The organism is Streptomyces sp. NPDC092952, assembly GCF_044754785.1.
In the GTDB taxonomy this organism is placed as follows: Bacteria; Actinomycetota; Actinomycetes; order Streptomycetales; family Streptomycetaceae; genus Streptomyces.
This window is the reverse complement of record NZ_JBIVPT010000002.1, coordinates 163,293-184,867: the sequence shown is the minus strand read 5'-3', so window position 1 is coordinate 184,867 and position 21,575 is coordinate 163,293. Positions and strand designations below refer to the sequence as shown.

Genomic DNA, 21,575 nt, shown 5'->3' with positions numbered 1-21,575 from the left:
GCTGGATGTGAAGGCCGGGGCGGTGTGGCAGCTCGGGGAGGCGGGGCGGATGGATGCTCTGGATACGTCGCCGCAGCTGGCCGAGTTGCGAGCGCGGGTGGACCACCTACTGGAGCGGATCGCAGCGAATTCGCGGGTGACGGCAGCGGGGCTGGGGACGCTGGACGCCACGGAGGTGCCGTCGGGGTACGCGTTGAAGCTGGCGCTGGGTCCGCTGGACGGGCTGATCGGCATGATGCGGCTGGCCCGTGAGCACAAGTACCGGCTGCTGTTCAAGATGGTGCAGCGGTTGTACCAGGCTGGACGGGCGGAGGGGTGGACGGCCGGAGAGACGCTGCCGGCACGGTTGGCGTGGGCGCCGCACACTCCGACCGACCGCGGAGCGGTGTTGGAGGAGGCCGTCAAGGCGTATGGGGCGGGGGTGCTGTCGCTGGAGACGGCGGTGACGATGCTGCTGGAGGCCGGGTATCCGATCAAGGATGCCTCGCAGGAGGTGACGCGGATCCGGGCGAAGGCGGAGCAGGAGGCCGCCGAGCGGGTGGTGGAGGCTGCGGACCGCCGCGGGCGTGCAGATGTGGAGGGTGCTGGTGGTCCTGAGGATGAGCGTCACATGGACGAGTAGGTGAGGGATCGCCGACTCCGGCAGATCAGTGATGGCGCGCTCAGCAAACGGGGCACCTGGCGAGTCGGTGTTCGGCAAGATGGGCGGTATGGATTTGGGAGGGTTGGGGTCTGTACTGGCGGGGGTGGCAGCTTTCGTCGCTGCGGCCGTGACGTGGTTGGGCTACCGTGCGGCGCGCAAGGAGAGGCAGTCGCAGGTGATTGTCGTTCGACAGGAGAAGTCGGTACAAGGCTGCGAGGAGTTGGCAGCCGCCAGCCGGGACTTCGTGCATGTTGTGAAAAAGCTGCCAGGCGTCGACTTCGGGGCGCGCAAGGCCATCCTGGACGAGGCATTCAACGCGGTGCGGGTGGCATACAACGGAGTCACGTTCTGGGGGCCACCCTCAGTGGTTTCAGCTGCGGACCAACTGTATGCCTGCGTCGAGCGGTCGGAGGGACAGGCTCTGGCCAGGGCTGTAGCTCGGTCGGCTCTGTCGGACCTGATGGAGCACTGGTGCCCTGGGAAGGAAGGGGTGTGCGACGGAAACGCCGAGGTGTGTACCAGCAGCCGACACTGGTCCGCCTTCCGCGCGTACGAGCTGCTGTATGACTGGGGGTTCCTGGACGACTATGAGCAGTTTGATGTGCGCGAGGAACTGGAGTATGCCCTTGTGACGAGCGATGTCCTGACCGGCGCTGAACTGACTGCCTTACGTGAAGTGTTGAACTGGGGATCTGTCTGGCGCGAGGTGAGGGGGTCTGAAACACGCGCTGATCACGAGCTTCGAGCTGCTCTGACGGCCTTTGTGGACGGAAGCCGTCGAGAGCTTTCCGTTGTATGAATGGTTCGATGGTAGATGCTGGCTGGGGCGCAGAGGGGTTACCGCCACGTGCCGCGGGCCCGCATCAACTCGATCTGAGGCTCGGTGACGTGCTTGCGGTACTCGGCGTGCTTGTACGGCGCGCGATCGGTATAGAGGTTCGCCGGGTAGATGGGCTGTTCGTAGAGGGTGGCGAACAGCTCGGTGCGTAGATCCTTGGTCCAGTTCGTCCAGGTGGCGGTGGTGCGGTGTCGGCGTAGGGCGGGCAGGTCGATGGTGGCGGTGACGAAGGAGACGACGCCGCCGTGGTCGAGGTGGCCGATGGTGCGTCCGGTGTGGTCGGTGACGGTGGAGTGGCCGCCGAAAGAGTTGGTGCGCTGTCCGTCGGCGCCGGTGTAAGAGGCCGGGTTGGGGGTGAGGACGTACATGGTGTTGTCGAGGGCGCGGGCGCGGTTCTGGATGTCGAAGGCGTCGCTGGCGGCACCGGGCAGCGGGTAGCTGGTGCGATAGGCAATCTCGCAGCCGCTGAGGGCGAGGCCGCGGGCGTTCTCCGGGTAGCTGGCTTCGTTGGCCATCATGACGCCGAGGCGGCCGATGGCGGTGTCTGCGATGGGCCAGTACGCGTCGGGGCTGTTGCCGTACAGCTCGGTCCACCGGTTGAGGACGTCGTGCGGGCTGAGGCTGTGTTCCATCGGTGGGAGCGGGGCGAGCTTGTAGTACCGCAGCACGATCGCGCCGGTCGGGTCGATGACGAAGCCGACGTTGAAGTACCGGTCGGGGAAGGCCGGGTGGAGGGCCTTGGCCTGCGCCATGACGTGCACGCCGAACTCGTTTGCCCAGCGGCCGAGTTCTTCGGTCTCCGCGCCGGGGAGGGTGATGGCGCAGGTGCGGGCGTAGGTGGCGTGGTCGAGGTCGTGGATCTCGTCGGTGAATCCCTGGAGTGCGCCTTCGGGCAGGACGACAAGGCGAACGGGGTGGTCGAGGCCACCGAGAGCGACAGCGGCACGGGTGAGCGAGTACAGGTGGTCCAGGTTGGTGGCGATGTCGTCGCGGTCCTGGATCTCGGTGATCTCCGGGATAAGCCCGACTGCGGTGTACGGGGCGATGGTCATGGGCTGTGACCTCCTTGTCTGGTCGCCATCCTGCGGGGATGGTCGGACAAGGGCTGCCCCAGGTCGGTACGGGGACAGGAGGGGGGCGCTTAGGGTCGCCTTGACCAGTAATGGTGAGGAATAGGCAGTCGCTTAGCCTTTAATGAAGGCAGACTCTGTTAAGGGATAGGGGCTCAATGACAAGTAAGATGCTACCTGACCCTATTGGATCAACTAAGCTCTCGAAGCAGAGCAAGCTATAAGGGTCATCCGTCCGCCAACGGCTGACTCAACTAGAGCCCTACCCGCCACGGCTCTGGTTCTCGTAGCCCAGCGTGTGAAGACGCCCCCGACGCGCACAGCGGAGCCCTGCTCCGCATCGCGGAGCAGGGCTCGCTAGGGTCTGGCCCTTCAGCGGCCGGCGACCACGGCGGTATCGACGTCGTGGTCGCCGGCTAGGTCAAAGCGCACCAACTACCCAGATCGCTGCCTTCTCGGAGACGTCCACCAACTTGGTGGCGAATGCCGAGACGAACGCAGCGCAGACGATCAGGGCTAGTTCGCGCCGACCGAGCCTGTGGACCAGTTCCCGTAATTGCCTCAACGACTGTCACCTCCTCATCGCCCCGGCCCCGTTGGCCGGGGGCAGAGTCGTGGAGGTGGTGCGCCGTTGCTGGCACGAGCCAGGTTACGCGCGCGACACACGTGGCATGACCGATTCTTGGAAATCACGTCCTGGCGGCAGAGCGAAGCGACGGACCGACCGTCTGGCTAAACTGATCGGCAGCGCGGGGGCGCGCTCTGGAGGAGATGTATGGTCCGGCCCTTGCCGCTTCGCCGTCCAGTCGGTCACCGCCGTGATGGGCGGCCGATCTATCCCATCCGGGGCGCTTCCTCGGAGGACGAGACGAATAACCAGCTCGATGACGCCAACGACGGCGGCGGGCAAGAGCAGCAGGTCACGTTCTCCCAGGATCGGCTGGGAAAGATACTCACCCGCGGAGAAGGCCCAGGGTGAACGCGCGGCCGTCAAGAGGCTGCTGTCCACGCTCGGCTTCGACTCGCCGAAGGCACTGGCCGAGTTCGTGACCACGCAGCGGGAGGTCGAGCAGGCCGCTCTGACGGAGGTCGAACGTCGCGAGCAGGCTGCGGAGAAGCGGGAGTTGCAGGCCGCGCGCCGGGAGGAGCTGGCCGCTGAGCGGGAGCGGGCGGCGCTGCGCCGGGCCGCGCTGGTGGCGCTCGGCGCTGAGGGCGATGACTTGGTGGACGCGGAGCGTCTGCTGGCCGTGGATGACGAGGACGCGGACGAGGCACAGGTCCAGTCGGCGGCCGAGTCTCTGCGTGCCCGGAGGCCGGAGCTGTTTGGTGAGGTGCGTACTCGGGCGCCGGCGGCCCCTGCGGGCGCTCCGGCCGGGCGCGGCCCCACCCGTACGACGCCGGTGTCGAAGCCCGGTTCGGCCGGGCTAGAGATGACCAAGCGCCGGGGCCTGATATCCGAGTCCAGCGAAACAGCAGCCCGGTAGTTCCGGGCCCAGATTCAGGGGGCCACGCCCCGTAACTTCGTGGACGTCACCGCCTCCGTGGGCGGTGTGCGGAAGTCACCGCAGCGTCCATGGAGACACGCACATGACCATCCAGCCCGTCTCGAAGCCCGAGTACACCACCGCCAACCGCGAGTGGCTGGCTTCCCTGCACCGACTCCGTCGACACCATCACCCTCGACCTGAACCTGTTCTGCGAGGGTACGCACTACGTGTGCGGCGACGGCTGTGACCCGTACGGCCGGGTGCTGTCCGGCGTGCCGGTCGGCCGCGTCGCGGAGTCCGGCCTCTATGGCCCGTACGACCCGGACGCGCACTGCGGCCGTCAGATCCTGCGCGGCTTCGTGATCGCCGAGGCTCCGTTCGCGCAGGGCCAGACTCGCGTCCCGGCCGCCCTGCTGTGGCACGGTGCGGTGAAGGCGTCGAAGGTGCCCGGCGGGATCGACGTGTCCCAGCTCGTGTGGCACCCGCGTGCCGCGCAGATCCGCGTCGACCCTGCGCCCGCGGGGATGGTCCGCCCTGCGCTTCGCCTCCGAGACAGCCCTGTTGGTCGACCCCGCGCCCGCGGGGGTGGTCCGGCCACGAGCGCATGGGTGTTGAGCACGTCGGAGTTGTCCCCGCGCCCGCAGGGACCTGCTTGTGTGTATCGCGTCTATTGAAGGGATGAGGCACTACGGTTACTGAGGGTGACAATTAGCGCTCCCCTGTTAGTGGGAAGGGGCGGGAGAGGGATTGTTCGCTGGCGCGTGGATGCAGATCACTTCCGTGGTCTGCTTCAGGGGGCAGGCAGGTGGTTCTTCTGGGTGGTGGATGTGGTGCAGCGTTCGCTGCACCGTTTCCGATTGAGCTGGATCCAAGGGGAGTCAGCCGGACCCAAACAGGGGTGTAAATCGGGTGGTTTCGTAAAGGTGCAGGTGAGAAGCGTCACCGGGATTGGTTCGAGTCCCACCCGCCCCACTCGGTATCCCCAGGCAGAATCGTTCTGACCTGGGGAAACGTGTTTTTCGGACGTTTTTCGCGTGCGGCGTTCGCTGTGTGACGGTGCGGCGGACGCGGGTCCGGGTGTGCCGGGGCGGTCCTGCGGGCTGCTGTGGCGGCGAAGCCGACCTCGCCGTGGGCATGGCTCGCGATACGTGCCGGTTCTGCCCCGGAACGTATCGGGAGGCTGTGGTCACGCCTTCCCGGCCGGCGCCGGGCTCGGGAACGTCTGCCTGGTGTCCTCCCTGATTTCACTTGGCGCGTGGGGCGCGAGCCGATCTGCGGCTCGCAGGCTTCCCCGCGGCACCGGTGACGCGCCGGACCGCCGGAACGGCCCTCAGTACCCGGCCGCCTGGGCGGTCAGGGCCGACCGGAGCCAGTCGTGCGACGTGCCGGGGTTCGGTTCGGCCGACAGGTCGGTGACGAGCTGCCAGTAGCGGTCGACGCGCGGGTCCGCCGCCAGGACGCGGCTGAGGCCCGCCCGGAAGCCGGGGGTGTCGCGCACCCCGCCCGCGGTGGCGTACGCGGCCACGAAGCAGTCCAGGGCTTCCCCCGCGCCAGGGGCCCGCCCCGCTCGGATCGCGGGTGCCGCCAGGGTGAATGCCTCACCGAGTCCGGTGTACAGAACGGCCGGGCGGAATCCGTCGAGGTCCCGGTGTGCCGCGGGCTGGCAGTCGTCGCGGGTCGCGCCGCCGGGGCAGGGCGCCGTGACGAAGGCGTGCAGCCGGGCGAAGGCCAGCACCTGGTGCGGCGCGGGTTCGTCGGGCAGCGCGGGCACCGCCTGTTCCACGACCGCCGACCGTACCCGGGCCGGGAGCCGGGGCGGCAGCCAGCGCCGCCAGAACCGGGCCAGGGCGTCCGTGTTCGGCGGCACCGTCACCGCGCCGACCAGGCGCAGCCGTTCGACACGTTCCTCGGGGGCGCAGTCGTGCAGGAGGCGCAGCGCGGCCTCCCGCCAGCGGAGCGCGGCCAGTTGAGTGCCGACGTCCCGCAATCGCTCGGTGACCACGTCCTCCAGGGCACCGTCCGTGCCGAGCACCCGGCCCACGTCCGGCACCGGCAGGTCGAGGGTGCGCAGGGCGCGGATCGTACGGAGCCGGTCGAGGGCGTCGTGGCCGTACCGCCGGTGGCCACCGGCGCTGCGCGCGGCCTCGGGGAGCAGACCGCGGTCCGAGTAGAACCGGACGGTCTTGACGGTCACACCCGCGCGCTCGGCCAGCTCTCCGATGCTCCACAGGGATTCGGTCGGCAAGGCTTGAACCTCCCTCAGGGGGAGTTCCTACCGTACCGGCGAGCACGGGCGGCCCAGGTGGCCGGGCCCGTGGAGCACGGTGACGAGGAGAGAGTCATGAGTGAGGAGAGGGCCGTGGGCACGGAGAGCGGCGCGACGGCGTTCGTCCTGGTGCCGGACGCGCACACCGGCGGCTGGGTGTGGGAGCGGGTCGCGGACCGGCTGCGCGCGGCCGGGTCCCGGGCCCTGCCGGTGACGCTCACCGGCATGCGGGACGAGCCCGGCGCGGCGGACCCGGAGGACGGCACCCCCGAGACGCACGTCGACGACGTGGTCCGGCTGATCGACGGCCTGCCCGAGGCCACCGGCGTGGTCCTCGTCGGCCACGGCTACGGCATCCACCCCGCGCTCGGCGCCGCGGCCCGCCGCACCGGGCGCGTGACCCGGATCGTGTACGTCGACACGGCCCCGGCGCAGGACGGAGACCCGGCGCTCGCCCTGCTCCCCGACCCCGAGGCCCGCGACCTCCTGACCGCGCCCGGTGCGCCGGCACGCCTCGCCCCGCCGGACCGCGCGGGCTGGCAGCGCTGGGGCCACCTCGCGGACGTGCCCGCCGAGGCCCTCGACCGGCTCGCCGCGCTGGCCGCGCCGCAGCCCACGGGCACGCTCACCGCCCCGCTGAGACTCCCCGCCGAGGTGGCCGCGCTGCCCTCGACCGGGGTGCTCTGCACGGCGAACGGCTCCTCCCTCGCCGTGCTCGGGACCATCGTCGGCCTCGGCGACCCCCGCCTGCTGGCGCTCACCGAGCCCCGGGTGCGGTTCTTCGAACTGGCCGCCGGGCACTGGCCGATGCTGTCGGCGCCGGACGGGCTGGCCGACGTACTGCTGCGCGCGGCCGACGGCGGGGGCGAGCGGCTGGCGGCGCCGACCGGGCCCCCGCCGCACCTGCGGCCGTTCCTCCTGGACGTGCCGGAGCGGCCGCGTGAGCGGACCGGCCGGGTCGACCTCTACCCGCCGGACGCGGACGGGCCGCGCCCCGCCGTGCTCCTGGTGCACGGCGGCCCGGTGCCCGCCGAGGCCCGGCCGACGCCCCGCGACTGGCCGTCGTACACGGGGTACGCGAAGCTCCTCGCGGAGCACGGTGCGCTCGCGGCGACCGTGGACCACCGGATGCACGACATCGCGGACTGTCCGCGCGCCGCGGCCGACGTGGCCGAGGCGGTCGATCTGCTGCGGGCCGACCCGAGGGTGGACCCGGACCGGATCGCGCTGTGGTTCTTCTCCGGCGGCGGACTGCTCAGCGCGGACTGGCTCGCCGCGCCCCCGCCGTGGCTGCGGTGCGTGGCGGCGACGTACCCGGTGCTCGCCCCGCAGCCGGCCTGGGGCCTCGGCGACGGCCGGTTCCACCCGGTGGGTGTGGTGGGCTCGGCGGGGGCGCTGCCCATCGTGCTGACCCGGGTGGGCCTGGAACTCCCGGAGATCGCGGGGACGGTGACGGCCTTTCTGGCCGCTGCGGAGCAGTCCGGATCGAAGGTCGAGGTGATCGACGTCCCGGACGGCCGTCACGGCTTCGAGACCCTGGACCACACGGAGCAGGCCCGTGCCGCGGTCCTCCGGGCGCTGGGCTCCGTACTGGGACATCTGGGAGTGTGAGGAAGGCGCCGGTGAGCACGGTGCGGGGCTGACCCGAGGGACTCTGCCGGGGCGTGCCCGTGCCGCCCGGGGAAGCGTGGGAAAACGGGGGCCACCAGGTCGCGGGGGTGGCCCCCGGTCGGGGGATCGCGCCGCTTCGGGCGGTGCCGGGCGGTTCTACGGGGTCTCGGCGGTGACCGTTCGGCCCGGACGGACCTCGACCTCGATGTAGCTGTAGGTCTCTCCGTCGGCCTTCGAGGTCTTCGCCGGGCGCGCCTTGCCGTTGACCTTGATCTTCGGGTGGTTCCCCGGGAACCGGGCCTGCCAGGTGTAGGCGGCGGGGCCGGTCCCGTTCGTCAGCGTCGACCGGCCCGCCCCGTCGTGGCGCAGGGTGAAGGTGTTCTTCCCGATGCCGATGTCCTTGATCTGCAGCCAGTCCATTCCGGCGGGCAGGCGGGACCGGGTGCTGAGGGACGTGGCGGGGGCGTCGGGCGCGACGCCCATGAGTCCCTCGACGGTCTGGCCGAGGAGGGTGTAGGAGACCTCCGGGTAGTCGCCGTTCGGGCCCTGCTTGGAGACGGGGTGCTGGATGTCGCGCTGGGCGTAGACGTAGCGCATCCACTTCCAGGCCGTCTCGTTGTGCCCGTACGCGAAGAAGGTGTCGGGCAGATAGGAGATCGCCTCGATGTTGGAGGGCTTTCCGCTGCCGCCGGCCTGCTCGTCGATGTAGTCGAGATAGGCGTCGGCGCGGGCACCGGGCGACAGGATCCGCTTCATGGGCATGAACCAGCTGTTCTCCATGCCCCAGCCGGTCAGCGGCTCGCCGTCGACGGTGTACCCGCGGATCATGTCCGCTCCTGAACCGGAGCCGCTCCACGTGGAGTTGAAGTACTTCCCGAGCCGCTCGGCCTTGGTGCGGAACTCCTTGGACAGGGCCTTGTCGCCCTTGCTCCCGGCCAGCGCGGACATCGCCAGGTACGCCTGGTACTGGGAGCCGATGGCGTCTCCCGCCTCCGCCAGCGGTTCGTCGCTCGCCTCGTTGTAGCTGGCCGTTCCGGCGAAGATCCCCTTGCCCGTGCCCTCCGCGACGCCGTTGGGCTTCGCGCCGTCGTGGCGTTCGACGAACTCCTTCGTCGCGTGGCGGTAGAAGTTCCACAGGGTGCTGTCCTCGACGTAGGTGCTGTCGCCGCTCCAGCGGTACGCCTCGTTCGCCTTCTCGACCAGTTCGAAGGTGGCGGGCACCTCGCGGACGAAGGAGTCGGGGCCGCGGTAGTCGATGGACAGGCGTGTCCGGTTGTCGAAGTTGAAGGACCAGCCCGGGTAGTAGCCGTGCTCCTCGGTCGCGGACGCGGCGAACGTGCCGAGCATGGCCCTGTTCGCTTCGTGCAGGCCGAGGACCGAGGCGCCGCTGAGCTGGTGTGCCATGTCGCGTGAGTAGTAGCCGCTGCGATGGGCGTAACCGGCCCAGTAGGACGGGGCGTAGACGCCGGTTCCGGTGCCCGTGCCATTGCGTTCGTCGACGTTGAGGGGGCCGTTCGTGCCCGCCTGCTGCACCCAGCTGTTGGCCTTGCGCTTCGCCCAGTGGAACATCTCGACGATCTCCGGGTCGGACGACGAGACCACCGGGTCGGCGGGGGCGGCGGGCGAGACCATCAGATCGTCGACGTTGACCCATCCGGCGCCCGAGCCGAAGGAGAGCTCCAGCCTGTCGCCCCTGTTCACCGCGATCCTGCTCAGGGTGTAGCGGGCGTACGTGGAGCGGGCGGGCAGGTCGACCGAGGCGGCGGGGACACCGTTGACGCGTGCGGTGAACGTGCCTCCCGTACCCCCGGTGGCGACCCAGGCGGAGAAGTCGAACATGCCGTCGCCGGGAACCTCGATCTCCTGCGAGACCTTCTTCCCCTCGCCCTCGTCGAGGTAGGCCAGCTTCGCGCCGCCGTGCGGCCGGTTGGTGGCGACCCCGGTGCCGGTGGTGAAGGTCCAGCCGGTGGTTCCCTCCTCGAATCCGGGGTTCTCGACGACGAGCGGTGCCGCCGCGGCGGTCGCCGCCAGGGCCGACGGCGCCAGTGGTGTCAGTGGTGCCAGGACGGTGAGGGCCGTGACGGTCGCGAGGCGTGCGGGGCGATGGTTTCTCATGCTGATTCGCTCCGAGAAGTCCGAAGAGGCGAAGGGCGGTGCTCGGGAACGTATCTCTCGGTGCCGCAAGCTTTCAATAGGTGTGCAGATTCCACTGGTTGGATCGTCGGAAAGTTTTCAATCGAGTATTGCAAGCAGGCTTGTCCCCGCTGTTTACTTCCCTCCGTCGGCCGCCTGCCGGGCAGGCCGACGTCCGAGCCGCGGGTAGAGGTGGTCGTGTATGGACATATGCCGTCGCAGGGCGATGGGGCTGGGGGCGGGTCTTGCCGTCGGAGCGGGGCTGGGCGCCCTCACCGCCTGCTCGTCACGTGCGGCCGCCGGTGAGATCGGCGATCCCACGAAAGGCGCCATCAAGGTGTGGAGCTGGGCGGGGCCGGCCGCCGAGATGCGGGCGCTGGTACCGGAGTTCACCAGGCTGAACCCGGGGATCGGGGTCGAGGTCCAGGACATCGGCAACCCGGCCATCTGGGACAAGATCACCACGTCGATGGCGGCGAACGGAGCGGGGATCGCGGACGTCCTGCACATCGGCGTCGACTACCTGCCCGCGTACACGGCCCGGTTCCCCGGGCAGTTGGCCGACCTCCGCACACTGGGCGCCGACAAGTACCGGACCGCCTTCGCCGAAGGGCTCTGGCGCACGGTCTCCATGGACGGCTCACGGGTCGACGCCCTGCCGTGGGAGGCCAACTCGGGCGGCTTCTACTACCGCCGCGACGTCTTCGAGGACGCCGGTGTGGACGCCGACGCCCTCGGTACCTGGGACGACGTGGTCGAAGCCGGCCTGAGGATCAAGAAGAAGACCGGGAAGTACCTGCTCGGCATCGACAAACCCGCCTCGCAGCCGGACTCGGCCAACCTCTTCCAGATGCTCCTCCAGCTGCAGGGCACCATGTACTTCGACCTCGACGGCGCCATCATGGTCGACTCGCCCGAGGCGGTCAGGGCCATGACGCTCATCAAGCGGATGAACGACGCCGGGCTGGTCAGCGACATCTCCGGTGGCTGGAACGCCCTGATCAGCTCGATCAAGAGCGGCACCGCGGCGGTCCTTCCCTGGCCCACCTGGTTCGGCGGCGTCATCGAGGAGTCCGTTCCCGACCAGGCCGGGCTCTGGGGCGTGCGCCTGCCGCCCGCCGTCCGGCGCGGCGGCACCAACGCCGCCACGGTCAACTCCACCCACCTCGCCGTCTCTGGCACCAGCCGCCACCAGGGGGCCGCCTGGAAGTTCGTCGAGTACGTCCTGACCCGGCCCCGGGTCCAGGTCCGGATCTACCGGAACAAGGGGATCGCCCCCGCGCTGATGGCGGCGTACGAGGACCCGGTCTTCCACCAGCCGTCCGCGTTCTTCGGCGGGCAGCGCAAGGGCGAGGTCTTCCTGGAGGCGTTGAAGGCCGGCTCCCCGGCCTTCAACTACACCTCCGACTACGCCCGTGCGCTGAAGGCGGTCACGGACGCCCAGACCAGGGTCCTCCTCAAGGGAGCGGACCCTGCCACCGAACTGCGCCGGGCCGCCGACCAGCTCGCCGCACAGACCGCACGCGAGGTGGCCCGATGACCATGCCCGTGACACGCGTGAGTGCAGCGCCCGGCACCCGGACGCCACAGCGGCCACGCGTGAACGCCCGCCGCCTCGCGCCCTACCTGTTCATCCTGCCCGCCGCGGTCCTCTTCGCGACGTTCAAGCTCTACCCCATCGGCTGGTCCTTCTTCCTCAGCCTCTTCAAGTCGGTGGACGGGGTGGACGCCTACGTCGGCCTCGACAACTACGTCCGGCTCTCCCACGACCCCCTCTTCTGGACCGCGCTGAAGAACACCGCCGTCATCCTGCTGATCCAGGTGCCGGTGATGCTCGCACTCGCCACGGGGCTCGCGGTCGCGCTCAACTCCACCCTGCTGCGCGCGCGTTCGCTCTTCCGCCTCGGGTTCTTCCTGCCGATGGTCACCGGACTCGTCGCCTACGGAGTCATCTTCTCCGTACTCCTCAACCAGCGGTACGGCCTGGTCAACTGGCTGATCTCGCTCGTCGGGGCGGACGGGGTGCCGTGGCTCACCGACCCGCTGTGGGCGCAGATCTCCCTCGGTCTCGCCCTGACCTGGCACTACACCGGCTACAACGCCGTCATCCTGCTGGCCAGACTGCAGAACGTCCCGAGCGAGCTCTACGACGCCGCCGCCGTCGACGGCGCGGGCGCCTGGAAGTCCTTCCGGCACGTCACACTGCCCGGACTGCGGCCGGCGATCCTGCTCACGGCGGTGCTCTCGACCATCGGCACCCTGCAGATCTTCGACGAGCCGTACATCCTCACCCACGGCGGACCGGACAACGCCACGCTGACCATCGGCGTGTACCTGTACCAGAACGCCTTCACCTACTTCGACTTCGGCTACGCCTCGGCCATCGCCTACGTACTGGCCGTACTCATCGGGATCCTCGGCCTGATCCAGTTCCGGGTACTGGGAGACAAGTCATGAAGCACCAGTCCAGCCGTACCGCCCCGGCCCCGGGCACCCGGACGCGCCGTACCGCGGGCGGCGGCATCATGCTCACCTCCGGGCTCGCCATCACCCTCGCCGCCGTACTCGTCCCCTTCTACTGGCTCGTCGTCGCGAGCACCCACAGCAGCGGCGAGATCTTCGGCTCCCCGCCGCCCCTGCTGCCCGGCGGTCACCTGGCGGAGAACCTCTCCGGCCTCCAGGAGGCGGCGTCCTTCGGGAAGGTGGTGTTCAACTCCCTGCTGATCGCGGCCGTCTACACCGTCTGCGCCGGTCTCGTCTGCACCTTCGCCGGATACGCCTTCGCCAAGTACCGCTTCAAGGGGAGCGGCCCGCTCTTCGGGCTGCTGATGCTGGGGCTCGTCATCCCCAGCCAGGTCACCCTGATCCCGCTCTTCCGGATGATGGCGGACTGGCAGTGGCTCAACACCTACCAGGCCGTGATCATGCCGAATCTGGCGCTGCCGTTCGGGATCTTCCTGATGCGCCAGTCCATGGCGGCCCTCCCGGACGAGCTCCTCGACTCGGGGCGCATGGACGGCTGCGGGGAGTTCCGCCTCTTCCTGCGGGTCGCGCTGCCGCCGATGAAGCCCGCCCTGGCCGCCCTGGCCATCTTCCTCTTCCTCTTCCAGTGGAACGACTTCATCTGGCCGTTGATCGTGCTGCGCGACGGCGCGCACTACACGATCCCCGTCGCCCTCGCTGCACTGCAGGGAGTGGACGACACCGACTACGGCGCACTTCTCGCCGGGACCGCCGTTGCCGCGATCCCCATGGCACTGGTCTTCCTGGCCCTTCAACGACACTTCGTCTCCGGCCTGCTCGCCGGAGCCGTCAAGGAGTAGTAGTGAGCATCCTGTCCTCCGAGGCCGTCACCACCGCCGAACTGGCCCCGGCCTCCTTCGAGCCGCTGCTCGACACGGTGGAGATCGCGGTGGTCGCCGACGGCGCCGACCCCGTACGGGCCCTGTCCGAGGGCCCCGGCGGCCTGCGCGTGCTGGAGGTCGAGGCGCCCGGCTCGGCCGTCGAGATCCGCCTCTCGGTACCCCTCGGGGACGCGGCGGGCTACTGGCACCCCAAGGCCGACTGGAGCCGGACCCTGGTCGCCGACTGGGAGGGCCGGTCCCGGGTCAGCCTGGTCGACGGCCTCGCCGCCGGCTGCCTGTACGACTACGCCGGAGCCACCCTGCTCACCTTCGCGGCGGCCGACCCGGTTCCCGAGATCGACCTGCGTTTCGGGGTGTCCGAGGAGAACGACACCCATGTGGTGCACCTCCGCCTCCCGGCCTCCTCGTCCCCGCACCGCATCCTGTTCGTGCCCCGCAGCCCGACGGTGGCCTCGGCCCTGCGGGTACTGCGTGGCTGGTACGGGACCACCATGCCGGCGCCCATGCCGGTTCCGGAGGCGGCCCGGCTGCCCCTCTACTGCACCTGGTACGCGTTCAACCAGCGGATCGACGGTGCCGAGGTCGAGCGGCAGGCCGGACTCGCCGCGGACCTGGGGTTCGGCGCGCTGATCGTGGACGACGGCTGGCAGCGCCTCGGCAGCGGCCGCGGCTACGCGGGGGTCGGCGACTGGATCCCGGACCCCGGCAAGTTCCCCGACCTGGCCGCCCACGTCGCACGGGTGCAGGGCGGCGGGCTGCGCTACCTGCTCTGGGTCGCCCCGCTCCTCCTCGGGCCGCGGGCGGACTGCTACGGGACATGGGCCCCGTTCGCGACCGCCGCCGCGGGGGTTCCCGGCGCCCGGGTCCTCGACCCCCGCAGCCCGGAGGTGCGCGCGCACGTCGTCGGTACCTGCCTGCGCCTGGTGCGCGACTACGGACTCGACGGCCTCAAGGTCGACTTCCTGGACGAGGCCATGGCCTACGCGGGCGACGGCCGGGGCGACGTGGGACAGGCCCTGCTGACGCTCCTCACCGAACTGCGCGCCGCGCTGCTGGCCGAACGCCCCGATGTGCTCCTCGAACTGCGCCAGCCCTACGTGGGCCCCGGCATGGCGGCGTTCGGCAACATGCTCAGGTCCAACGACTGCCCGGCCGACTCCACCGCCAACCGCGTCCGCACGATCGACACCTCCCTGCTGGCCGTCGGGGGCGCGGTCCACTCCGACCCGCTGCTCTGGGACACGTCCGCCCCGGTCGAGGCCGCCGCCCGGCAGCTCGTCGGGGCCCTGCACTCGGTGCCCCAGGTCTCGGTGCGCCTCGACGCGCTCTCCCCGGAGCAGGCCGACGCCGTCCGCTTCTGGCTCGGTCAATGGCGGCGCCTGCGACCGCAGTTGCTCGACGGAACGGTCGAGCCGGGGCGTCCCGACGGGCTCTACACCGTGGTCCGGGCCGAGGCCGACGGGGTACGGGTGCTGTCCGTGCACGACGCGTGCGTCGTCCCTCTGCTGCCCGCCACCCACCGGGAGACGGTCCTGGTCAACGCCACCACGGGCGACCGCGTCGTGGTCGACGTGCGGGACGGGGGCGCCGCGGCGGATCTCGAGGTACGCGGGCCGGACGGACGTATCATCGAGCGCACCCGGATGCCGCTCGGGCCCGGCCTGCACACGGTTCCAATCCCCCCGATGGGGCTGGCTCTGCTGACGAGGACCGTGTGACCCGTCACGGGGAGAGGGAGAGAATGAAGGTCGGGATCATCGAGATCGCCGCCCGTGCGGGGGTGAGCGAGGCAACGGTCAGCCGGGTCATCAATCGCCGCCAGGGCGTGGCGAAGAAGACCAGGGACGCCGTCGAGACGGCGATGGCGGAGCTCGGCTACGAGCGTGCCGTGGAGGGCCAGCTCGTCGCGGTGATCACCGAGCACGTCTCCAACCCGTTCTTCGCCGACGTCGCCGAGCGCGTGGAGGCGGCCCTGGCCCCCCACGGGCTCAAGACGGTGCTCTGCCCCGCCTTCCCCGGCGGCGTCCAGGAGCGCGACTTCATCGAGTCCGTCGTGGACAAGGGCATCGCCGCGGTGGTGTTCCTCTCCTCGTCCAACACGGTGGAGGGCGCCGACACCGAGACGTACGAGATGCTCCGGGCCCGCCGCATCCCCTACGTCGGGGTCAACGGGGAGTTCGCCGACCGGGTGCCGGTCCCCGTCTACTCCACCGACGACAACCTCGCCGCCGAGCTGGCCGTCGACCATCTGCACCGGCTCGGCCACCGTGCCATCGGCATGGCTTCCGGCCCGGTCGGCAACCACCCGGCCGACCGGCGGGTACGGGGCTTCCTCGACGCCATGCGGAAGCGGGGGTGCGAGGACGCGGAGCGCTGGGTGATCCGGCAGTCGTACTCGATCGAGGGCGGCCAGGCGGCCGCCCAGGCGCTGCTGCGGCTCGGTGCCACCGCGATCGTCGCGGCCAGCGACTACATGGCCCTCGGCGCGATCCGGGGAATCCGGCGGCAGGGGCACGCGGTGCCCGACGACGTCTCGGTCGTCGGCTACGACGGATCGATGATCACCGAATTCGTCGATCCTCCGCTGACGACCGTCCGGCAGCCGGGCGAACGGCTCGCCCTCGAAGTCGGCCGGAGCGTCCTGGCGCTGGTCGGCGGCCGGTCCGTGCCCACCGGCGAACTCCTCTTCGATCCGGAGCTGGTGGTCCGGTCCACGACGGCCCCGCCGCCGCACGCGTAGGTGCGGGGCCCACCGGCGTCGACGGCGTCGGTTATGGTGCGATCCGCTCCGGCCTTCCGGAGCGGAGCACCGCCCCACCGCGCGCCCGTACCGCGCCGGTCGCGGGGCATCGGGCGCGGCCGGGGGCCGCAGACGAATGGGGTGGGGAACTTGTCCAGACACAGGCTGTCCAGGAAGGGCCGCTACATCGCGTGGGCGACCACGGGCGTGGTCGTGGCCGCGGGGGCCGGGATCGCGGCGCAGACGTCCATGGCGGCCACCACCTGGCCCGCGCAGAAGACGTACACCGGGCGGGCGTTCGACACCTGCACCGCGCCCTCGCTCGCCGCGATGAAGGCGTGGAACACGAAGTTCTACGGCGCCGCGGCCGTCTACATCGGCGGGAAGAACCGAGGCTGCGCCCAGCCCAACCTGACCAAGTCCTGGGTGAAGTCGGTCAGCACCGCGGGCTGGAAGCTCATCCCGCTCTACGTCGGCGCCCAGCCGCCCTGCCAGAAGAGCGCCAACCCCGAGAAGTTCACCACCGCCACGGCTGCCTCCGTCGGCGCGAGCAACGCCAAGGACGCGGTGGCCAAGGCGTCGGCGCTCGGGATGAAGGCCGGCAGCGCCATCTACCTGGACATGGAGCCGTACAGCATCACGGACAAGGCGTGCAACGACGCCGTCCTGACGTACGTGCGCTCCTTCAGCAAGACCCTGCGCAACGCCACCTACCGCAGCGGTTTCTACGGTTTCAGCAGCTCCAGCGCCAAGGCCATCGCCACCGCCACGAACAAGACGGACCTCCCGGGCAACCTCTGGTACGCCCTGTGGGACAAGAAGAACACGACGACCACGGACTGGCCGTGGAAGCCGGACCAGTTCACCGGTCACAGCCGCGGCCATCAGTACATGGTCGACAGCAAGGAGACCCGCGGCGGTTACACCATCACCGTCGACCGCAACGCCTGGGACGCCCCGGTCGCGCTCATCGGCTGACGGACCCGGTACGCCACAGCGGCGCCGCGCCGTGCTGTGCGGCCACGACGGTTTCGGGTGACGGAAACCCGGTGACGGAAGGCGGAAGGCATGACGCGGCCCCTGGCCGAGATCGCCCGGAGGGCCCTTGGCGACGGCCCTCCGGCGGCTCCCGCCGGCACGGGCCGCATCGTGGAACCGGTCGTCGCGGACGTCTGGACCGGGCACGCCCTCGGCTGCGTCCTGATCCTCCACCGCCGGGACGACGGCCTTGTCGCGGAAGAGCTCTTCCACTCCGTGCGCGGCCCCGGTGGCTGGGCAGGCTGCGACCATCTCGGCGGCGGGCTGCTGGGGTTCGATCCCCGGGACGTCGCGACCCGGGAGGCGGTGCTCGCCGGGCGGGGGCTGGCGGTCGTCACGGAGTCGGAATCCCTCGTCCACACCGGCAGATCGGCCGAGGACGAGGGCGATGAACTGCTGCGCTTCGTGGAACTCCTGGTCGCCGCGGAGGCCGACGTCCTCGACGTCGAGAACCTGACGGAACCGTCCCGCGGCCACCGCCCGGCCCCCTCGGACCTGGCCCTGCTCGTGCTCTTCCCCGGCGACCGCCTCCGCGTCCGGGCGGCCCGCTCCACGCCCGCCGGGAACGTGCCGGTCGGGGAGGCCGTCGAGCTGTCCCACCCGTCCCGCCCGTCCGGCGCGGCCACGGACGGTGGCTGGTGGTGACCCTGCGGCGACTTTCGCTACGAGAGGTAGCGAGCGGCAACGCTGCGGAGAATTAAGGGGATTCGTCACTATTAATCCTTGATTACGGCTTCTACGACTTGTTGGCCACAGAGGGCGGACGTACTGTCGAAAGTGCCGCAGCAAGAGCAAGGAGCGGCGAGATCAAAACCTCCGGAGGAGGCGAAGATGAAGGTTCGTAGCATCTTCGACCGCAGAGACAGGGGCGGCCGCGGCGGACGTGGTGGATATGGCCGCGGTGGTTACGGACGTGGCGGATACGGCCGCGGACGTGGCTTCGACGACTTCGGCGACTACGGCGACTACGGCTACGGCCGGTTCGGTCGCGGGCGTCGCTGGGGTTGCTGACCCCTCACTCTGACCCGAAACGAGGCAGGCTCGCGCGGTTCGCGCGGGTCCGCCTCAATTTTTGGGCCCGTATCCATGACATCCGCGACGTCCGTGACGACGGCTCCTCCATGGTGTGATGCCCATGCGTTTCCGTAGCCCGCTGACGAGTTCGGACGGTTCCGACGAACCGGCCGACCCCGTGACCGATGTCCCGATCCGTACCGATCCGGTCAGTATCATCGCCTCCTTCCGGCGGTTCTGGCCGCTGACCAAGGGCGATCGGCGCTGGCTCGTCATCGTCTTCATCTGCGCGATCCTGGCCGCACTGGCCGAGACCGCCACCGTGCTGCTCTTCGCCGAACTCACCGACAAGGCGCTGACGAGCGGGGACGTCAGCGCGTTCTGGCGGCCGGCCGGCCAGTGGCTCGCGGTCGCGGTCGCCGGTGCCGTGCTGGGGTATCTGGGCAGTTCGCTGGCGGCCTGGACCGCCGAGCGCTTCGTGTTCCGCCTGCGGGCCCGGGTGTTCGGCCATCTCCAGAACCTTCCGCCCCACTTCTTCCAGCGCAACCGCCGGGGCGACCTGGTGGAGCGGCTCACCGGCGACGTGGAGGCCATCGAGGCACTGGTGGTCTCCGGCATCGTCGGCGCGGCCTCGGCGCTCTTCGGCACCGCCTTCTATGCGGCGGCCGCCCTCTGGCTGCGCTGGGACCTGGCCCTGGCCACCTTCGTCATGGTCCCGATCCTCCTCTTCGTCACCCGGCGGTTCGCCGGACCGCTGCGCGCGGTCTCCCGGCGCGGCCGCGCCGCGGACGGCGCCATCACGGCGGTGGTCGAGGAGACGCTGGTCAACGTCGTCATGACCCAGGCGTACAACCGGCAGGAGGCCGAGGAGGAGCGGCTGCGGGGCAAGGCGTGGACCCGGCTGCGGACCGCGGTGAAGGCGGTCCGGCTCACCGAGTTCTACGGGCAGTTCATCGAGGTCCTCGAAACGATCTGCGTCCTGACCATCATCGGCCTCGGCGCGTGGGAGATCTCGGCCGGCCGGATGACCCTCGGCCAGTTGCTGGCCTTCGCCGCCTTCATCGGCTACCTCTATCCGCCGGTCCGCCAGCTCGGCACCCTCGGCCTGACGGCCACCGCCGCCACCGCCGGCGCCGAACGCCTGATGGAGATCCTCGACGCCGATCCCGCCGTCACCGACCCGGCCGGCTCCGTGCCCGAGCCGTCCAACGAGCGGGCGTTCGGGGAGGTGGAGGCCCGCAAGGTGTCCTTCCACTACCCGGGCAGCGACGAGCAGGTGCTCCAGGACCTGTCGTTCACCGCGAGCCCCGGGGAGCTGCTGGTCCTCACCGGCCCCAGCGGCGCGGGCAAGTCGACCCTGGCCTCCCTGCTGCTGCGCTTCTACGACCCGGACACGGGCAGCGTCCTGCTGGACGGGGTCTCCCTCGACCGGCTGCCGCTGACGTATCTCCGCCGCAACGTCACGCTGTTGCCGCAGGACACCCTCGTCCTGCACGACACCATCGAGGAGAACATCGGCTGCGGCAGCCCCGGCTCCAGCCACGACGACGTGGTGCGGGCCGCGCGGGCGGCGGACGCGCACGAGTTCATCGAGATCCTTCCGGAGGGATATGACACCGTCATATCCACCGGTACCTCCCGGCTCTCCGGCGGCCAGTTGCAGCGGATCGCCATCGCCCGCGCGATGCTGCGCGACGCCCCCGTCCTCATCCTCGACGAGCCCACCACCGGACTGGACCGGCTGGCCGCCGAGCGCATCCTCGAACCCCTGCGCCGCCTGGCCAAGGGCCGCACCACCATCGTGATCACCCACGACCTGGCCCTGGCCGCCGACGCCCACCGCATCCTCGTCCTGGACGAGGGGCGGCTCGTGGAATCCGGTACGCACATCCAACTCCTCGGCCGCAGCGGCCTCTACGCCACCCTCTTCGAGCGCCGCGGGGGGCCGCAGCACAACGGCACCGTCCACCGGGCCGTCCGGACCACCGGCATCGACCGACCGTAGGACGCGTCCGGCGGGCGACGGCCGGACGCGCCCGGGCGGGCCGCCGGCGGGATACCCGGTTGGTCCGTACCGGGCCGGTCGTTACCATCCGCTGTGACCGAAACGACCGAGGAACCCGCCGCCCGCCGCCGCATATTCGCCGATCTGACCCCTTTGCGCACTTCGCCGGACTACCGGCGCCTCTGGTTCGGGAACACGGTCTCCTGGATCGGGCAGGGGATGACCTCCCTCGCCGTTTCGCTCCAGGTCTACGACATCACCGGCTCCGCCTTCTCGGTCGGGCTCATCGGCTTCTGCTCGTTCCTGCCGCTGGTGGTCTTCGGCCTGTACGGCGGGGCCGTCGCCGACACCCTCGACCGGCGCAAACTGGGCCTGGCCAGCGCCTTCGGCTCGTTCCTGCTCTCCCTCGCCCTGGTTTCCCTCACCGTCGCCGGGGTGGAACAGGTCGGGCTGCTGTACGCGCTCGTCGCCCTCCAGGCGGCCTGCTTCGCGGTCAACTCCCCGGCCCGCAGCTCGATGATCGCCCGGCTGCTCCCGGCCGAGCAGCTGCCCGCCGCCAACGCGCTCTCCTCCATGACCAGCACCACCGGCAACCTGGTCGGGCCGATGCTCGGCGGGGTCATCGTCGGCTGGTGGGGCTACCGGGCCGCGTACACCGTCGACGCCGTCACCTTCACCGCCGCCCTCTACGCGATGTGGCGGCTGCCCGCCATGCTGCCGGACCGGGGGGAGGCGAGCGGGCCCGCCAAACGGGCGTCCGTCGCGGACGGGCTGCGCTTCCTGGCGAAACGTTCCAACCTGCGGATGACCTTCTTCACCGACCTCTGCGCCATGGTGCTCGCCCAGCCCAAGGCCCTGTTCCCGGTCGTCGCCGTCGTCTGGTACGGGGGCGACGCGAGGACCACCGGCCTGCTGGTCGCCGCCCCCGCGTTCGGGGCGCTGCTCGGCGGGGTGTTCTCCGGCTGGCTGGGACGGGTACGGCGGCACGGGCTGGCCGTCCTGGTCGCCGTCGCCTGCTGGGGCGCCGCCATCGCGGTCTTCGGGCTGACCCGGCAGCTCTGGCTCGGGCTGCTCTTCCTGGCGCTCGCGGGCTGCGCGGACACCATCTCGATGGTCTTCCGCAACACCATGCTCCAGGCGGCCGTCCCCGACGAGATGCGCGGACGGCTCCAGGGCGTGTTCATCGTCGTCGTGGCGGGCGGGCCCCGGCTCGGCGACTTCTTCTCCGGCTCGGTCTCCGATCTGACCTCGCCCGGCCTGGCGGTGACCGGAGGCGGGATCGCCTGCGTCGTCGCCGTCTGCCTGCTGGCGCTGCGCTGGCGCGGCTTCGCCCGCTACGACGCCCGCGACCCGCAGCCGTGACCG

15 protein-coding genes are annotated in these 21,575 nt (G+C 70.5%); 12 read left to right on the top strand and 3 right to left on the bottom strand.

The annotated features are described in order from the left end of the window. The first annotated feature begins 746 nt into the window (after positions 1-746). The gene (locus ACIQGQ_RS04845; RefSeq protein ID WP_402390720.1) at positions 747-1,442 is read left to right on the top strand and encodes a hypothetical protein; all 696 of its coding nucleotides are present in this window, start codon (positions 747-749) and stop codon (positions 1,440-1,442) included. 38 nt (positions 1,443-1,480) lie between these two features. On the opposite strand, the gene ACIQGQ_RS04840 is transcribed toward ACIQGQ_RS04845, so the two are convergent. Beyond that, the gene (locus tag ACIQGQ_RS04840; RefSeq protein ID WP_402390717.1) at positions 1,481-2,533 is read right to left on the bottom strand and encodes a nitrilase-related carbon-nitrogen hydrolase; all 1,053 of its coding nucleotides are present in this window, start codon (positions 2,531-2,533) and stop codon (positions 1,481-1,483) included. Positions 2,534-3,435: 902 nt separating this feature from the next. Here ACIQGQ_RS04840 and ACIQGQ_RS04835 point away from each other — a divergent pair. Beyond that, on the top strand, positions 3,436-4,035 hold the full coding sequence (locus ACIQGQ_RS04835) for a hypothetical protein (protein ID WP_402390715.1): 600 nt from the start codon (positions 3,436-3,438) through the stop codon (positions 4,033-4,035). 1,333 nt (positions 4,036-5,368) lie between these two features. On the opposite strand, the gene ACIQGQ_RS04830 is transcribed toward ACIQGQ_RS04835, so the two are convergent. Next, positions 5,369-6,283, bottom strand: a complete 915-nt coding sequence (locus ACIQGQ_RS04830) for a MerR family transcriptional regulator (RefSeq protein ID WP_402390712.1) — start codon at positions 6,281-6,283, stop codon at positions 5,369-5,371. Between the two features lie 96 nt (positions 6,284-6,379). Here ACIQGQ_RS04830 and ACIQGQ_RS04825 point away from each other — a divergent pair, with 96 nt between their 5' ends. Further along, positions 6,380-7,915, top strand: a complete 1,536-nt coding sequence (locus ACIQGQ_RS04825; protein WP_402390709.1) for an alpha/beta hydrolase — start codon at positions 6,380-6,382, stop codon at positions 7,913-7,915. A gap of 156 nt (positions 7,916-8,071) precedes the next feature. Here ACIQGQ_RS04825 and ACIQGQ_RS04820 read toward each other — a convergent pair whose 3' ends face one another. After that, complete coding sequence (locus ACIQGQ_RS04820) at positions 8,072-10,030, bottom strand: hypothetical protein (RefSeq protein WP_402390707.1); 1,959 nt, start codon at positions 10,028-10,030, stop codon at positions 8,072-8,074. Positions 10,031-10,250: 220 nt separating this feature from the next. Between ACIQGQ_RS04820 and ACIQGQ_RS04815 the strand changes: the two genes are divergently transcribed. From ACIQGQ_RS04815 to ACIQGQ_RS04775, 9 genes are all read left to right on the top strand, one after another. Then, complete coding sequence (locus tag ACIQGQ_RS04815; RefSeq protein WP_402390704.1) at positions 10,251-11,588, top strand: ABC transporter substrate-binding protein; 1,338 nt, start codon at positions 10,251-10,253, stop codon at positions 11,586-11,588. Positions 11,589-11,647: 59 nt separating this feature from the next. Beyond that, complete coding sequence (locus ACIQGQ_RS04810; RefSeq protein WP_402390701.1) at positions 11,648-12,505, top strand: carbohydrate ABC transporter permease; 858 nt, start codon at positions 11,648-11,650, stop codon at positions 12,503-12,505. Next, positions 12,502-13,371 carry a carbohydrate ABC transporter permease gene (locus tag ACIQGQ_RS04805; RefSeq protein ID WP_402390699.1) on the top strand — a complete coding sequence of 290 codons (870 nt, stop codon included), beginning with the start codon at positions 12,502-12,504 and terminating at the stop codon, positions 13,369-13,371. The genes ACIQGQ_RS04810 and ACIQGQ_RS04805 overlap by 4 nt, the downstream gene beginning before the upstream one ends. 2 nt (positions 13,372-13,373) lie before the next feature. Then, positions 13,374-15,131: a glycoside hydrolase family 36 protein gene (locus ACIQGQ_RS04800; RefSeq protein WP_402390696.1), complete on the top strand. Its 1,758-nt coding sequence runs from the start codon at positions 13,374-13,376 to the stop codon at positions 15,129-15,131. Positions 15,132-15,154: 23 nt separating this feature from the next. Then, positions 15,155-16,153, top strand: a complete 999-nt coding sequence (locus ACIQGQ_RS04795) for a LacI family DNA-binding transcriptional regulator (RefSeq protein WP_402390693.1) — start codon at positions 15,155-15,157, stop codon at positions 16,151-16,153. A 150-nt stretch (positions 16,154-16,303) separates the two neighbouring features. Further along, complete coding sequence (locus tag ACIQGQ_RS04790) at positions 16,304-17,131, top strand: glycoside hydrolase domain-containing protein (RefSeq protein WP_402390691.1); 828 nt, start codon at positions 16,304-16,306, stop codon at positions 17,129-17,131. A 90-nt stretch (positions 17,132-17,221) separates the two neighbouring features. Then, positions 17,222-17,836, top strand: coding sequence for a hypothetical protein (locus ACIQGQ_RS04785; protein WP_402390688.1), 615 nt, complete (start codon positions 17,222-17,224; stop codon positions 17,834-17,836). A 490-nt stretch (positions 17,837-18,326) separates the two neighbouring features. Then, the gene (locus tag ACIQGQ_RS04780; RefSeq protein WP_402390685.1) at positions 18,327-20,210 is read left to right on the top strand and encodes an ABC transporter ATP-binding protein; all 1,884 of its coding nucleotides are present in this window, start codon (positions 18,327-18,329) and stop codon (positions 20,208-20,210) included. Between the two features lie 93 nt (positions 20,211-20,303). Beyond that, a complete protein-coding gene (locus ACIQGQ_RS04775; RefSeq protein WP_402390683.1) occupies positions 20,304-21,572 on the top strand; it encodes an MFS transporter in 1,269 nt (422 codons plus the stop codon). Positions 21,573-21,575 lie beyond the last annotated feature (3 nt).